This window comes from Yersinia aldovae ATCC 35236 (assembly GCF_000173735.1).
Lineage (GTDB): Bacteria > Pseudomonadota > Gammaproteobacteria > Enterobacterales > Enterobacteriaceae > Yersinia > Yersinia aldovae.
In genome coordinates this window covers 1-13,753 of sequence record NZ_ACCB01000027.1, presented here as the reverse complement: position 1 = coordinate 13,753, position 13,753 = coordinate 1, and the positions used below count along the sequence as shown (strand labels likewise).

Sequence of the window (13,753 nt, the reverse complement as noted above, 5' to 3'; positions counted from 1 at the left end):
TGCTAAATTAGCGTTTCCAGCGGCGCATTAAGCGGCTTTTTAAACCGGTATCAAAGCGCCAGATATGATCGAAAATACGCATGATACCGGGCTTGCCATAAGCTGACATGGCGACGGCATGAAAACGGTGCTGGTGGGCCTGTTGTTGAATTTTAATCTTGCGCACTAATTCATCCGGTAAGCGCTGGGCGATAAAGTCAGAAATGATCACTGCATCGGCGTCATACCACTCCCTGTCTTCCATTTTACTTAATGTGCTGGCTAAACATGCGGCCAGATCGGTTCCGCCGTGAAAGTGCTGACTAAGAAAGCGAATTGCTTGTTCAATGCCACTGGCTGCTGATAGCTCATAATGGATTATTTCGGTAGCAAATAGCATGATGTAACAGCGGCGGTTATCCGCCAGAGCGATTCGCAGCAGAGCCAGACAAAATGCTTTGGCACACTGCTCATTAAAGCCACCCATCGAGCCGGAAGTATCAACACAAACAATAAAAGGGCCACGAGGTTGTTCATCATGACTCTTAAGGCTAACGGGCCGCTGTAAGGTTTTTTCCTGCCAGTTATCTCCCTGTAAACGGTAGGTGAGCAAGCGCCGCTCCAGTAAGCGACGATAAAACTCAAATTCCAGTTCACTCATCCCCAGCATCACCAGTTCGGTCGGTAATAGCCGCAAAATATCATTGCTCTGATGAATACCACTGACTTCTTCTGGCACCGTATCGGGCTGACGCACCATCACGGTGTAAGGCTCGTAGCGAGCATCTGGCGTGGGCTGCGCTTTGGCTGAACGGCTGCGGCCGAGTTGTTCGGCCAATTGCTGTAATTCGGGTTGGTGTTGCAGGAAGTCACCGTATTGCAGTAACAATTGATAATCGCCACGCTGCAAATGCCCCTGACTCATATCCCACAAGCGCCCTGCCGCGCCATCGTTGGTTGCCAGTATCGGTTCTAACGCGCCACTGAGTGCCAAACGTTGTTGTAATTCAGCTAAAAGTTGTTCGCGTTCTTGCTCAAGTAACTGATGATGGATAGTGATGGTTTGTAAGGTCAGGCTAACGCGCCAGCGCTGTAAAAAGAGCGTTTGCAAACTCTCACCGGTTTGGGGGTTTTTGGCTAAATCAGCGGTTTGCAGCAATGTTTTGGCTTGTGTAGCAAAGGGGGAATGCAATGCCTGTAACTGCGCCACGATATCGGGCAAATGGGCATAAAACTGTGGGCTATCTTCCAACTGACGCTGTTGATATAAGAAAAATTCATTTGCCAGGCCCGGTGGGACTTTCGCCTCATGGATACGTTGTTGTAAGTTCTGCTTCCAGGCTGGAATATCCTTCATCAACGCCCGTTTAATACGCGGGAATTTTTCAAAAAATAAGGCTAACTGGGGTGATGCCAGCAGCCAAATCACCATTTCTTCAATAAGTTCGCCCTCACTTATTGATAACAGCAGATCCAGTGTGGCCAGGCTGAGCATCTGTCAGTGTCCGCACATTTTTTGTTGCTGCTGTTTTAGCTGTTCTACTACCTGTAATAAGCTGGCTTCAATTTTTGCCAGCCAGGATGATGGGGTGAACAGGCAAGGTTGGTGCTGACTGAATAGCCGCCGTTGCTCAGACAAACTGTTTTCAAGCTCGGTTAATGCCACCAGCAGCTCAGGGGGAACGCTGCTGGTGGTGGCTCCCGGTTGTGAGAGGAGGGATGGCTGGCGGCTAGCATCAAGAACAATTATATGTAACTGATCATCAATTTCCGCATCAATAGATTGGGCATAACCTATACCGTTTAATTTGGCGCGTAATGCTCCGCCCTTATTTAACCACTGCACCAGAGCATCTTTCTCTATTTGCAGATGATTAACCTGAATATCATGCAGATAGAGTGGTTTTTGCAGCAAGAGAGTCAAGGTGCTGTCAGTCAGATGGCCTGGCAGCGCATATTGGGGTTTGCGGCTGAACATTCCGCTTTGTCTCACCACCGTTAGCGCCTGATGGTCACTTTGTTGCTGTTGGTGCTGCAACCATTGGCCCTGAATATGCTGTAGTTTCATTAATAGACTTTGCTGCTGGTATCCCTGTTCCGTTAACAATTGCTCAAGCTGTTGTTGCAGTAATTTGAGGGAGTTTAGGTCATGCCACAGGCAATCTTTCAATAAAATCAAATCAATAGGGGTTACTTCATCCCGGCCACTGAAAAATGCGCTAGCCTGGAGTAGGCGCAGTGCCTTTTTCCAGCGTCTATCTGATACATATGGAGCCTGTTCATGCGCGCTCAGCCGTTGACGTAGCTGAAAAATCAGCTCAAAGCAGTGATCGGGCAGCGTAATTTTGTCGATCAATGGTTGCCACTGATAGAATTCTTCATCACTGATACTGAGATTTTCTGCCACCGGATTGTGATTTTCGTTTTGTCGGCTAAGCAGTAACGAACGGAAGTTCTGCTTCTCTTGCACGCGATCCAGCCATAGGCGGATCAGCATTCGGTCATAAAGCGCTTCCAAACTACTGTCTGCATCTGGCAGCTCGTTGGAGGCGGTAACCAGCAGCCGCATTGGAATGCTGTCTTCCCGATCACCATTGCGAAAACGGCGTTCATTAATTGCGGTGAGTAAAGTATTCAAGATTGCCGGGCCTGCTTTCCAGATTTCATCAAGAAAGACGATTTCCGCTTCTGGCAGATAGCCGCCGGTCATGCGTTGGTAGCGCCCTTCTTCTTTCAACGCCTGAATAGAAAGTGGGCCAAATACCTCTTCCGGTGTTGAGAATCGGGTCATCAGGTATTCAAATGCACGGGCATTGCGAAAAGCAAATTTCAGGCGACGAGCAATCAGGCTTTTGGCAATTCCCGGTGGGCCAAGCAGAAAGACACTCTCACCGCTGAGGGCGGCCAGCAAACAAAGGCGGATAGCTTCCTGTCGTTCATACAGGCCACTTTCAAGGGCACTGCTTAATCGGGATATTCTTTCTGCTAATTGCGATGATTGCGCCATAATTGTTCTATATGTTCCGTTAGATAATTGATTTTTACCTGATAGAAAGGAATAAATCCTCTTTTTTAATAAGATAGTTTGTTGATTAGTAAAAAATTATATTCTCTGATATTGGTAGCCAATCAATTTTAACCATTTTCACAGTATTTAAGAGTAGGCAATCTATTGAAATGGTGCATACTGTGCGCCTTTTGGTGGGCGTACTAAGAATACAGAATGCGCGATTGCGGTTCTTAAACGCACGCATCAGCTTATGGATGTTCTAGCAAAAAGAATTCAATGATGAGCACAGAACATAAGAAACAATCTTTATCGGCAGTAACACTGGCAGCTATCGGGGTCGTTTACGGTGACATTGGTACCAGCCCACTCTATACCTTGAGAGAGTGCTTTTCTGGTCACTATGGTTTTGATGTCCGTCCGGATGTGGTGTTTGGTTTTTTATCGCTGATCTTCTGGATGTTAATCTTGATAGTTTCAGTTAAATACCTGACCTACGTGATGCGGGCTGATAACGCCGGTGAAGGGGGGATTCTTACGTTAATGTCCTTGGCTGGGCGTAATACGTCTTCCAGAGCCACCTCAATATTGGTGATCCTCGGGCTGATTGGCGGCAGTTTCTTTTATGGTGAGGTGGTTATCACCCCGGCCATATCGGTTATGTCGGCTATTGAAGGGCTGGAAATTGCCGCACCAGCGCTTGACCCCTACATTGTTCCCTGCTCCATTGCGGTGTTAACACTGCTATTTATCATTCAAAAACACGGTACTGGCAGTGTGGGTAAGTTATTCGCGCCGGTTATGTTGGTGTGGTTTCTAACGCTCGCTCTGCTTGGGCTGCGCAGTATTATCGCGAACCCGGAAGTTCTGTCTGCACTGAATCCCAAATGGGCACTAAGCTTCTTTACTGAATATAAAGCTGTTTCATTCTATGCCCTTGGCGCGGTCGTACTGGCTATCACTGGGGTGGAGGCGCTGTATGCCGATATGGGGCACTTCGGTCGATTCCCTATCCGCCTGGCGTGGTTTACCGTGGTTCTACCGTCGTTAGTGCTGAACTATTTTGGTCAGGGCGCGCTATTACTGAAAAACCCTGAGGCGATTAAAAACCCGTTTTTCCTGCTAGCACCGGATTGGGCGCTAATTCCATTGTTGATTCTGGCGACGTTCGCCACCGTTATTGCCTCACAAGCGGTTATCTCTGGTGTGTTTTCGCTTACCCGGCAGGCCGTGCGGTTGGGCTATTTGCCGCCGATGCGGATTATTCATACCTCTGAAATGGAATCAGGCCAGATATATATTCCTGTGATTAACTGGACACTGTATTTAGCGGTGGTATTGGTGATTGTCGGCTTCGAGCGCTCCAGTAATCTGGCTGCGGCTTACGGTATTGCCGTAACCGGTACGATGGTGATAACCAGTATTTTGTTCTGCACCGTGGCGCTGAAAAATTGGCACTGGAACCGCGTCTTTGTCGGTTGTTTGCTGGTGGTGTTATTAATTATTGATATTCCGATGTTTTCTGCCAATGCCCTGAAATTGTTCTCTGGTGGTTGGTTGCCACTGTCGCTGGGCCTGGTGATGTTTATCATCATGACAACCTGGAAAAGTGAGCGTTTCAGCTTGTTGCGCCGTATGTATGAACACGGAAATTCACTGGAAGCGATGATTGCTTCACTCGAAAAATCGCCACCGGTACGGGTACCCGGTACTGCGGTTTATATGTCGCGGGTAATGAATATAATTCCTTTTGCATTGTTACATAACCTTAAACATAACAAAGTGTTGCATGAGCGGGTGGTATTGCTGACATTGCGAACTGAAGACGCGCCTTACGTGCATAATGTGAAACGTGTGACCATCGAGCAGCTTTCTCCTACCTTCTGGCGAGTGGTGGCCAACTATGGTTGGCGTGAAACACCGAATATGGAGGAGATTTTCCACCGCTGTGGTTTGGAAGGCTTGCCTTGCCAGATGATGGAAACCTCATTCTTTATGTCCCACGAATCGTTAATTCTCACCAAGCGGCCGTGGCATCTGTTCTTGCGTGGCAAGTTGTTTATTGCGCTTAGTCGCAATGCGCTACGTGCGCCAGACCAGTTTGAGATCCCACCCAATCGGGTGATTGAGCTAGGAACGCAGGTAGAGATTTAACTGAGAAGGCAGTTAACAACGTTGATAAGCGGGGAAATGTGCCGAATGGGTCGTAACGGCGTGAGCCATCGGAGTGCCCATTGGTGCAGTCGCCCCGCCAGTCTCAGTGCGACAAAATAGGTTTGCCATCAACCTCAGGCCGTTAGTCATAACGGCCTTTTTCACCTCTATCATGACCACTTTTCATTTGTGCAGCGAAACGTTTCGATGGTGATCACAATTTCACCAAATTGGGTTTGCCTTCTGCGGCCATTTTTCTAAACTCTGTATCAGCGAAACGTTTCGCTGTCGGAGTAGAAAATGAAAAAAGGCGCATTACTGAATTCTGATATTTCCGCTGTTATCTCCCGTCTGGGCCATACTGATCAGGTTGTGATAGGTGATGCGGGGCTGCCGATACCGGCAACCACCACACGTATCGATCTGGCACTGACACAAGGCGTCCCTGGCTTTCTTCAGGTTCTCGAGGTGGTAACGCAAGAAATGCAGGTTGAGAGTGCAGTCTTGGCGGAGGAGATCGTTAAAAACAATCCGCAACTCCATGAAGCGTTACTCGCACAACTATCACAACTTGAGCAACATCAGGGAAACCATATTACGGTGCGCTATATCAGCCATGAGGCTTTTAAAGAGCAAACCAAACAAAGCCGGGCAGTGATTCGTAGCGGGGAATGTTCCCCCTTTGCTAACGTTATTCTCTGCTCCGGCGTAACCTTCTGAGGCGTTTATGCAACCTTTGCTGCAACTGAAAGGGATTGATAAAGCCTTTCCCGGCGTTAAAGCGCTCTCCGGTGCTGCACTGAGTGTCTATCCTGGCAGGGTGATGGCGCTGGTGGGTGAAAATGGCGCCGGAAAATCAACCATGATGAAAGTGCTGACCGGTATCTACCATAAAGATGCCGGCAGTCAGCATTTCCTGGGTAAAGAAGTGGTGTTTAATGGCCCGAAAGAGTCGCAGGAAGCGGGGATTGGCATTATCCATCAGGAACTTAACCTGATCCCACAGTTAACCATCGCGGAAAATATCTTTTTAGGCCGTGAGTTTGTTAATCGTTTTGGCGGCATCGATTGGAAAAAGATGTATGCCGAAGCGGATTTACTGCTGGCGCGCCTTAATATCAGTTACAGCAGCCATCGGCTGGTGGGCGAACTTTCGATTGGCGACCAGCAAATGGTAGAAATCGCCAAAGTGCTGAGTTTTGAATCCAAAGTGATCATTATGGATGAGCCAACCGATGCGCTTACCGATACTGAAACCGCCTCTCTGTTTAATGTTATCAATGAGCTGAAAGCAGAAGGTCGCGGTATCGTTTATATCTCTCACCGGTTAAAAGAGATTTTCGAGATTTGCGACGACGTGACGGTATTCCGTGATGGCCAATTCATCGCCGAAAAGCCGGTTGATGGCCTGACTGAAAACTCGCTAATTGAGATGATGGTGGGCCGTAAACTGGAAGAGCAATACCCACGTTTGAATATCCCTCGTGGTGAAAAACGTTTGCAGGTCAAACAGCTCTGTGGCCCCGGTGTGACAAATGTCAGTTTCACGTTATACAGCGGTGAGATCTTGGGCGTTGCCGGTTTGATGGGGGCGGGTCGCACCGAGCTGATGAAAATCATCTATGGTGCATTACCGCGTAAATCCGGTTTTGTCATGTTGGATGGCCGCGAAGTGGTGACTCATTCTCCGCAGGATGGTTTGGCAAACGGTATTGTTTATATTTCCGAAGACCGTAAACGGGATGGACTGGTGCTGGGCATGTCAGTTAAAGAGAATATGTCTTTGACGGCATTGCGTTATTTCAGCCGTGCAGGAGGGTCGCTCAAACATGCCGATGAACAGCAAGCGGTCTCTGATTTTATTCGTTTATTCAATATAAAGACGCCATCTATGGAACAGCCGATTGGTTTGTTATCCGGTGGTAATCAGCAAAAAGTGGCGATTGCGCGCGGTTTGATGACCCGACCAAAAGTGTTGATCCTTGATGAACCGACTCGTGGTGTGGACGTCGGGGCTAAAAAAGAGATCTACCAGTTAATCAATCAATTCAAACAAGAAGGGCTGAGCATCATTTTGGTCTCCTCAGAAATGCCCGAAGTGCTGGGCATGAGTGACCGTATTCTCGTGATGCATGAAGGCCAGTTAAGCGGCGAGTTCTCGATTGAACAGGCTACCCAGGAAGTGTTGATGGCCGCGGCTGTCGGCAAGCGCGATTTATTGGAAAAATAATTTATTTAGACTCTAAATAATTCAAGTTGCAGGAAGCCAACACACATGCAGCTTGAAATATGACGAGTAGAGCAGGAGTAATCAGATATGAGTTCCCAGACTATCCAGACCAAGCGCTGGTTCAGTAAAGAATGGCTATTAGAACAAAAATCACTGATTGCGCTGCTGGTGCTGATTGCTGTGGTTTCGTCACTAAGCCCTAACTTCTTTACCCTTAATAACATGTTTAACATTCTCCAGCAGACTTCCGTCAACGCCATTATGGCGGTTGGGATGACGCTGGTTATACTGACTTCTGGCATTGATTTATCGGTCGGATCATTATTAGCGTTGACCGGCGCAGTTGCCGCCTCGATTGTCGGGTTGGAAGTGAATGCCTTGGTTGCCGTAGGCGCAGCATTGGCGCTGGGGGCATTTATTGGTGGCATCACTGGGGTGATTGTTGCCAAAGGCAAAGTTCAGGCGTTTATTGCGACGCTGGTCATGATGTTGCTATTACGCGGTGTGACGATGGTTTACACCAACGGTAGCCCAGTTAATACCGGTTTTACTGATGTGGCGGACACCTTTGGTTGGTTCGGTATTGGTCGCCCATTAGGTGTGCCAACCCCAATCTGGTTGATGGCGATTGTCTTTATTGCCGCCTGGTATATGTTGCACCACACGCGTCTGGGCCGTTATATCTACGCGCTGGGTGGCAATGAATCCGCAACACGCCTCTCTGGTATCAGCGTTGATAAAGTTAAGATTATTGTTTATTCACTCTGTGGGTTGTTAGCAGCACTGGCCGGGATAATTGAAGTTGCCCGCCTGTCCTCCGCGCAACCCACTGCCGGTACCGGCTATGAACTGGATGCAATCGCAGCCGTGGTTCTGGGTGGTACCAGCCTTGCTGGGGGGAAAGGGCGGATTGTCGGCACCCTGATCGGCGCATTAATCCTCGGTTTCTTAAATAACGGTTTGAATTTATTGGGTGTCTCCTCTTACTACCAAATGATCGTTAAAGCAGTGGTTATCCTGCTGGCGGTGTTGGTAGACAATAAAAGCAGCAAATAACCTCCTAACTCCCTACAGGAATTGCGACTATGAAAATGAAGAAACTGGCTACTTTGATCTCTGTTGTTGCATTGAGTGCGACCGTAAGTGCTAACGCGCTGGCAAAAGACACGATTGCATTGGTTGTTTCCACGCTGAATAACCCGTTCTTTGTTTCAATGAAAGACGGCGCACAAAAAGAAGCGGATAAACTGGGCTACAACCTGGTGGTATTGGATTCTCAAAACAACCCGGCTAAAGAGTTGGCTAACGTGCAGGACTTAACGGTACGCGGCACCAAATTACTGCTGATTAACCCAACCGATTCTGATGCGGTGGGTAACGCAGTTAAAATGGCGAATAAAGCCAATATCCCGGTTATCACGCTCGACCGTCTGGCAAACTCAGGCACCGTGGTGAGCCACGTAGCCTCTGACAACCGTTTCGGCGGCAAAATGGCCGGTGATTACATTGCTAAGAAAGTCGGTAGCGATGCCAAAGTGATTCAGTTGGAAGGGATTGCTGGTGCGTCTGCTGCGCGTGAGCGCGGCGAAGGCTTCAAGCAATCAATGGAAAAAAATAAATTCCAGTTATTGGCGAGCCAACCGGCAGATTTTGACCGTACTAAGGGCTTGAACGTTATGCAGAACCTGCTGACAGCACACCCGAACGTGCAGGCGGTATTTGCACAGAACGACGAAATGGCGCTGGGTGCTCTGCGTGCGTTGCAAACCGCCGGTAAAACCGATGTGTTAGTGGTTGGTTTCGATGGTACTGACGATGGCATCAAAGCGGTTGAAGGCGGGAAACTGGGGGCAACTATCGCTCAACGCCCAGATCAGATTGGTGTGATTGGTGTACAAACCGCGGATAAAGTATTGAAAGGCGAAAAAGTACCGGCGGTTATCCCAGTAGATCTGAAATTAGTGACTAAATAATATCCTCATTCAATCAGTAGTTGTCATTCAATAAACCCAAGGTAATTGCAGTTGCAGGTAGGCAGCAAGTGAATGAATCCCGATGAGCTGATTCAAATCAGTGATTCGGGTGAGTGAACGTAGCTAACACCCCTGCAACTTCAATGACAAAGGAATAAATACGATGGAAACAGGTAAACTGGTGGTCTTAGGTAGTATCAATGCCGACCATATTCTGAACATTGAGCAGTTTCCACGTCCGGGTGAAACGGTGATCGGCAAGCAGTATAACGTGGCGTTTGGTGGCAAAGGTGCTAATCAGGCCGTTGCTGCTGGCCGTAGCGGAGCAAACATCGCGTTTATTGCCTGTGTGGGTGAAGATGATATTGGTGATCGGGTGCGTCGGCAGTTAGCTGGCGATAATATTGATACTGCGCCAATCGAGGCGGTTGCGGGCATTACAACCGGTGTCGCGCTGATTTTTGTCAATGGTGAGGGCGAAAATGTCATTGGTATTCATGCCGGTGCTAACTCAGCAGTAACACCTGACTACCTTGGCCGCTACCAGCAGCAGGTGATCGATGCCGATGCATTATTGATGCAACTGGAATCTCCACTTGAGACGGTTATCGCCGCCGCGAAATTGGCAAAGCAGCATCAAACGCAGGTTATCCTGAATCCGGCCCCCGCCCGCGAACTGCCAGATGAGCTGTTAACGCTGGTGGATATGATTACCCCAAATGAAACGGAAGCAGAGCGCTTAACCGGCGTTCATATTGAGCAGGATGATGACGCCGCGAAAGCTGCACAAATCTTACATAATAAAGGTATAGCCACCGTCATCATTACCTTAGGTAGCCGTGGTGTATGGCTCAGTGAGCAGGGTCACGGCAAGTTAGTGGCAGGATTCAAGGTTGAGGCCGTGGATACCATTGCTGCTGGTGATACGTTCAACGGCGCACTACTGACTGCTTTATTGGAAGGGCAATCAATGGATTTAGCCGTGCGCTTCGCTCATGCCGCAGCAGCCATTGCGGTAACTCGCCCCGGTGCGCAGCCCTCGATTCCGTGGCGCGTTGAGATCGACCGTTTCTTACAAGGTCAGGGCTAACTTTGGCCACCATGAAAGACGTCGCCCGTCTGGCGGGCGTATCAACCTCAACCGTTTCGCATGTTATTAATAAAAACCGTTTTGTCAGCGATGCTATTCGCGACAAAGTGCTGGCTGCCGTCAAACAACTCAACTATGCCCCCTCCGCGCTGGCCCGCAGCCTAAAACTGAAGGAAACCCGCACCATCGGCATGTTGGTTACCGCCAGTAGTAACCCGTTTTATTCCGAAGTGGTACGTGGCGTAGAACGCAGTTGCTATGAGCGCGGTTACAGTTTGATTCTGTGCAATACCGAAGGCGATATTGACCGCATGAGCCGTAGCATTGAAACCTTGATGCAAAAACGTGTCGATGGTTTATTGCTGATGTGTACCGAAAGTCACCGCCCGTCACAAGATATCCTGCGTTGCTACCCGTCATTGCCGATCATCATGATGGATTGGGCACCCTTCGAGGGCGTCAATGATGTGATTCAGGACAACTCGTTATTGGGTGGCGAAATGGCAACTTCATATTTGATTGCCAGAGGATATACCCGCATTGCCTGCATCGCTGGCCCACAAGATAAGACCCCGGCTAAAGAACGGTTGGAAGGATATCGTAAGGCCATGAATCGCGCCGGTTTAGTTATTCCCTCTGAGTATGAAGTGGCCAGTGATTTTGAATTTTGCGGTGGCTTGGTCGCGATGAAGCAGTTACTTGCACTACCGAAGCCGCCTGAAGCGGTGTTCACCAGTAATGACGCGATGGCTGTTGGGGTTTATCAGGCTTTGTATCAGGCAGGGTTATCGATTCCGCAAGATATGGCCGTTATTGGTTATGATGATATTGAAATTGCACAATATATGACGCCACCACTGACCACTATCCATCAACCAAAAGATTCCCTTGGTGAACTGGCCATTGATACTCTGATTCATCGGTTGAATAACCCGGAAGCGGAACCCCAAATTCTGGTTCTCACTCCCGAGTTAATGGAGCGTGGTTCAGTCGCGACCCGTTAAATTTCGCTTTCAGCGGATTTCGCTCCCTTTTTCACATTCCTGCCCTGAATCAAATTGTCGCCATCTCTTGGTTTTAGCAATAAGAACACCATAGAGGAGAGTAGTGTCACGATGCCCATCGTAATAAAGGTATAGTGGAAGTGATCGACGCTGCCGCCAAACGACAACCCATCATAAAACCGCAATACCACCGCGCTGATAGCTACCCCAAAACTGATAGCCAGTTGCTGGGTTACCGCCAGAACACTGTTGCCGGAACTGGCATTATTATCGGTTAGGTCAGCCAGTGTGATTGTGTTCATTGCGGTGAATTGTGTCGACATTGCCATTCCCAGGACAAATAGCGGCAATATCATCATCCACGGCGACATGCCCGGTGATTGCAGCGCAAATAGCGCAATTAATACCCCAATAATGGCAGTTATACCCACTAATACCTTACGGTAGCCCATCGAACGTAACAGCTGAGTCACCATCGATTTTGCCATCATCGAACCAATGGCGGTGGGGGCCATCATGCAACCAGCAATAATAGCGGAATAACCAAACCCGACTTGCAACATGAGTGGCATCAGGAAAGGAACGCAGCCAGTCCCTAAACGTGAAGCTACGTTACCCGCAATGCCGACGGAAAAGGTTCGGGTTTTAAACAGCGGCAAACCAATTAGCGGATTAGGATGGCCTTTGGCGTGGAATATATAGAAGAGCAACATCAATAAGCCACCCAGCAGCACAGTGGCTGGTAGATAGCGGGTAATATCGGGCCGCCCCATTATCTCCAGACTTACGGATATCAGGACTAAACTGCTACCAAATAGCAGGAAACCGATAATATCAAAGGCACGTTTAGGCATGGTGAAGTCCGGCATATATTTACGGGCATAAAAGATGCCCAGTAAGCCGATAGGAATATTCAGGATAAAAATCCAATGCCAGGTGGTGTAGGTGACCAATAACCCACCCAACAACGGCCCCATCACTGGGCCAACCAAGCCAGGGATAGTGACAAAATTCAGAACCGGCAATAATTCACTGCGTGGATAAGCTCGGATCAGTGCCAGCCTTGCCACCGGCATCATCATTGCTCCACCGACTCCCTGAATAATACGTGAGGCGACCAAAAACGGCAGGGAACCTGACAGCGCGCACAGCAATGACCCCAGTGTAAATAAAGAAACGGCTAAAATGAAAACCCGGCGAGTACCAAAACGATCAGCCAGCCAACCACTTACCGGGATAAGCATCGCCACCGTTAGGGTGTAACTGATAATGGCTGACTGCATGGTCAGTGGCGAGCGGTTAAGACTTTCAGCAATAGAAGGAAGGGCTGTATTCAGTATGGTGGCATCCAAAGCTTGCATAAAGAAAGCCATAGCAGCTATCCAAGGAAGACCTGCCATACTGCGCGCAGATTTTATCATTATCCGTCCTGGTTATATCAAGTGGGTCTGAGTACCCTTCTTTTCGCTATAGAGAGGGATAGAAAACACCGGGTAGTTAATCTTTATCTCTTAATAACACCTGACAGGCCAGCAAGGCTCCTTGGCTGTCACCGGCCAAAATCGTGTCGACAATATCCTGATGATGTTGCAGTTTAATCACTTCATCACCGGTAATGGCGCGGAAGTAACTGTGGTAAACCGAACTGAACAAGTTAGCAAACGAGGTTAAAAACGGATTTCCGCTAGCCTCATAGATCAATTGGTGAAACTGGGCATCTACTTGTATCCATCGTTCACGATTAAAACGGGTATGTAACGCCCGCATCTCTGTCATTAAGGATGCAAGTAGCTCCCGTTGTTGTTCACTGGCTTGTATGGCAGCCAGTGAACACGCCTGGGGTTCGAGTGATGTCCTTAATATAAGGAAGTGTTGCATCACTTGATCGAAGTTTTCACGGTTCATCCACCAGCTCAGTAACTCCTGATCAAGGTAGTTCCAATTTGCTTGCGGCATAACACGGGTACCAATTCGGGGGCGGGGTAATAGCATCCCTTTTGCAGCCAACATCTTGACTGCTTCACGAATAGCAGTACGGCTAACACCGAATTGCTCCCCCAACTCTATCTCACCAGGCAGTATGCTGCCGGCTTCATATTCTCCGACGAGGATTCGCTGACCAATTTTCTCAGCCAGCAGGTAAGAGAGATTTCGCTGGGCGGCCTGTTGTTGGGTATTTAGTTGCATGGTGATTTGTCCTGTCTGTCCTCTTATCTATCTATTTTACTCTACTGTTTAACTCTGGGAGTGAATGTTTAGCTTAATAATTGTTTAAATATTGGTCTTTTAGCCCCTTTTTGCTGAAATAAAACGCGG

At 48.5% G+C, this 13,753-nt stretch carries 11 protein-coding genes; 7 read left to right on the top strand and 4 right to left on the bottom strand.

Going from position 1 to position 13,753, the window contains the following annotated elements; translation table 11 throughout:
- Positions 1 to 7: 7 nt before the first annotated feature.
- Complete coding sequence (gene viaA / locus YALDO0001_RS13030) at positions 8 to 1,474, bottom strand: ATPase RavA stimulator ViaA (RefSeq protein WP_004703866.1); 1,467 nt, start codon at positions 1,472 to 1,474, stop codon at positions 8 to 10.
- Between the two features lie 3 nt (positions 1,475 to 1,477).
- Positions 1,478 to 2,986 (bottom strand): ATPase RavA, encoded by a 1,509-nt coding sequence (gene ravA / locus YALDO0001_RS13025; RefSeq protein ID WP_004703865.1) that lies wholly within the window; start codon positions 2,984 to 2,986, stop codon positions 1,478 to 1,480.
- Between the two features lie 282 nt (positions 2,987 to 3,268).
- On the opposite strand from ravA, the gene kup reads away from it, so the two are divergent.
- From kup to rbsR, 7 genes are all read left to right on the top strand, one after another.
- Positions 3,269 to 5,140: a low affinity potassium transporter Kup gene (kup, locus tag YALDO0001_RS13020; protein WP_042547338.1), complete on the top strand. Its 1,872-nt coding sequence runs from the start codon at positions 3,269 to 3,271 to the stop codon at positions 5,138 to 5,140.
- Between the two features lie 300 nt (positions 5,141 to 5,440).
- The gene (gene rbsD / locus YALDO0001_RS13015) at positions 5,441 to 5,860 is read left to right on the top strand and encodes a D-ribose pyranase (protein WP_004703863.1); all 420 of its coding nucleotides are present in this window, start codon (positions 5,441 to 5,443) and stop codon (positions 5,858 to 5,860) included.
- Between the two features lie 7 nt (positions 5,861 to 5,867).
- On the top strand, positions 5,868 to 7,370 hold the full coding sequence (gene rbsA, locus YALDO0001_RS13010; RefSeq protein WP_004703862.1) for a ribose ABC transporter ATP-binding protein RbsA: 1,503 nt from the start codon (positions 5,868 to 5,870) through the stop codon (positions 7,368 to 7,370).
- An 87-nt stretch (positions 7,371 to 7,457) separates the two neighbouring features.
- Complete coding sequence (rbsC, locus tag YALDO0001_RS13005; protein WP_004703861.1) at positions 7,458 to 8,426, top strand: ribose ABC transporter permease; 969 nt, start codon at positions 7,458 to 7,460, stop codon at positions 8,424 to 8,426.
- A gap of 29 nt (positions 8,427 to 8,455) precedes the next feature.
- Positions 8,456 to 9,343: a ribose ABC transporter substrate-binding protein RbsB gene (rbsB, locus tag YALDO0001_RS13000; protein ID WP_004703860.1), complete on the top strand. Its 888-nt coding sequence runs from the start codon at positions 8,456 to 8,458 to the stop codon at positions 9,341 to 9,343.
- 163 nt (positions 9,344 to 9,506) lie between these two features.
- On the top strand, positions 9,507 to 10,433 hold the full coding sequence (gene rbsK, locus YALDO0001_RS12995; protein ID WP_004703859.1) for a ribokinase: 927 nt from the start codon (positions 9,507 to 9,509) through the stop codon (positions 10,431 to 10,433).
- 2 nt (positions 10,434 to 10,435) lie between these two features.
- The gene (gene rbsR, locus YALDO0001_RS12990; RefSeq protein WP_042840030.1) at positions 10,436 to 11,437 is read left to right on the top strand and encodes a ribose operon transcriptional repressor RbsR; all 1,002 of its coding nucleotides are present in this window, start codon (positions 10,436 to 10,438) and stop codon (positions 11,435 to 11,437) included.
- On the opposite strand, the gene mdtD is transcribed toward rbsR, so the two are convergent.
- Both mdtD and YALDO0001_RS12980 read right to left on the bottom strand, forming a co-directional pair.
- Positions 11,434 to 12,858 carry a multidrug transporter subunit MdtD gene (mdtD, locus tag YALDO0001_RS12985; protein ID WP_042840029.1) on the bottom strand — a complete coding sequence of 475 codons (1,425 nt, stop codon included), beginning with the start codon at positions 12,856 to 12,858 and terminating at the stop codon, positions 11,434 to 11,436. The genes rbsR and mdtD overlap by 4 nt on opposite strands.
- Positions 12,859 to 12,934: 76 nt before the next feature.
- Complete coding sequence (locus tag YALDO0001_RS12980) at positions 12,935 to 13,624, bottom strand: FadR/GntR family transcriptional regulator (RefSeq protein ID WP_004703857.1); 690 nt, start codon at positions 13,622 to 13,624, stop codon at positions 12,935 to 12,937.
- Between the last annotated feature and the right edge of the window lie 129 nt (positions 13,625 to 13,753).

What these genes read in the sequence shown, in the direction of transcription:
- viaA (WP_004703866.1), bottom strand. Translation starts at nt 1,474, where the DNA reads ATGCTCAGCCTGGCCACACTGGATCTGCTGTTATCAATAAGTGAGGGC.
- ravA (WP_004703865.1), bottom strand. Translation starts at nt 2,986, where the DNA reads ATGGCGCAATCATCGCAATTAGCAGAAAGAATATCCCGATTAAGCAGT.
- kup (WP_042547338.1), top strand. Translation starts at nt 3,269, where the DNA reads ATGAGCACAGAACATAAGAAACAATCTTTATCGGCAGTAACACTGGCA.
- rbsD (WP_004703863.1), top strand. Translation starts at nt 5,441, where the DNA reads ATGAAAAAAGGCGCATTACTGAATTCTGATATTTCCGCTGTTATCTCC.
- rbsA (WP_004703862.1), top strand. Translation starts at nt 5,868, where the DNA reads ATGCAACCTTTGCTGCAACTGAAAGGGATTGATAAAGCCTTTCCCGGC.
- rbsC (WP_004703861.1), top strand. Translation starts at nt 7,458, where the DNA reads ATGAGTTCCCAGACTATCCAGACCAAGCGCTGGTTCAGTAAAGAATGG.
- rbsB (WP_004703860.1), top strand. Translation starts at nt 8,456, where the DNA reads ATGAAAATGAAGAAACTGGCTACTTTGATCTCTGTTGTTGCATTGAGT.
- rbsK (WP_004703859.1), top strand. Translation starts at nt 9,507, where the DNA reads ATGGAAACAGGTAAACTGGTGGTCTTAGGTAGTATCAATGCCGACCAT.
- mdtD (WP_042840029.1), bottom strand. Translation starts at nt 12,858, where the DNA reads ATGATAAAATCTGCGCGCAGTATGGCAGGTCTTCCTTGGATAGCTGCT.
- YALDO0001_RS12980 (WP_004703857.1), bottom strand. Translation starts at nt 13,624, where the DNA reads ATGCAACTAAATACCCAACAACAGGCCGCCCAGCGAAATCTCTCTTAC.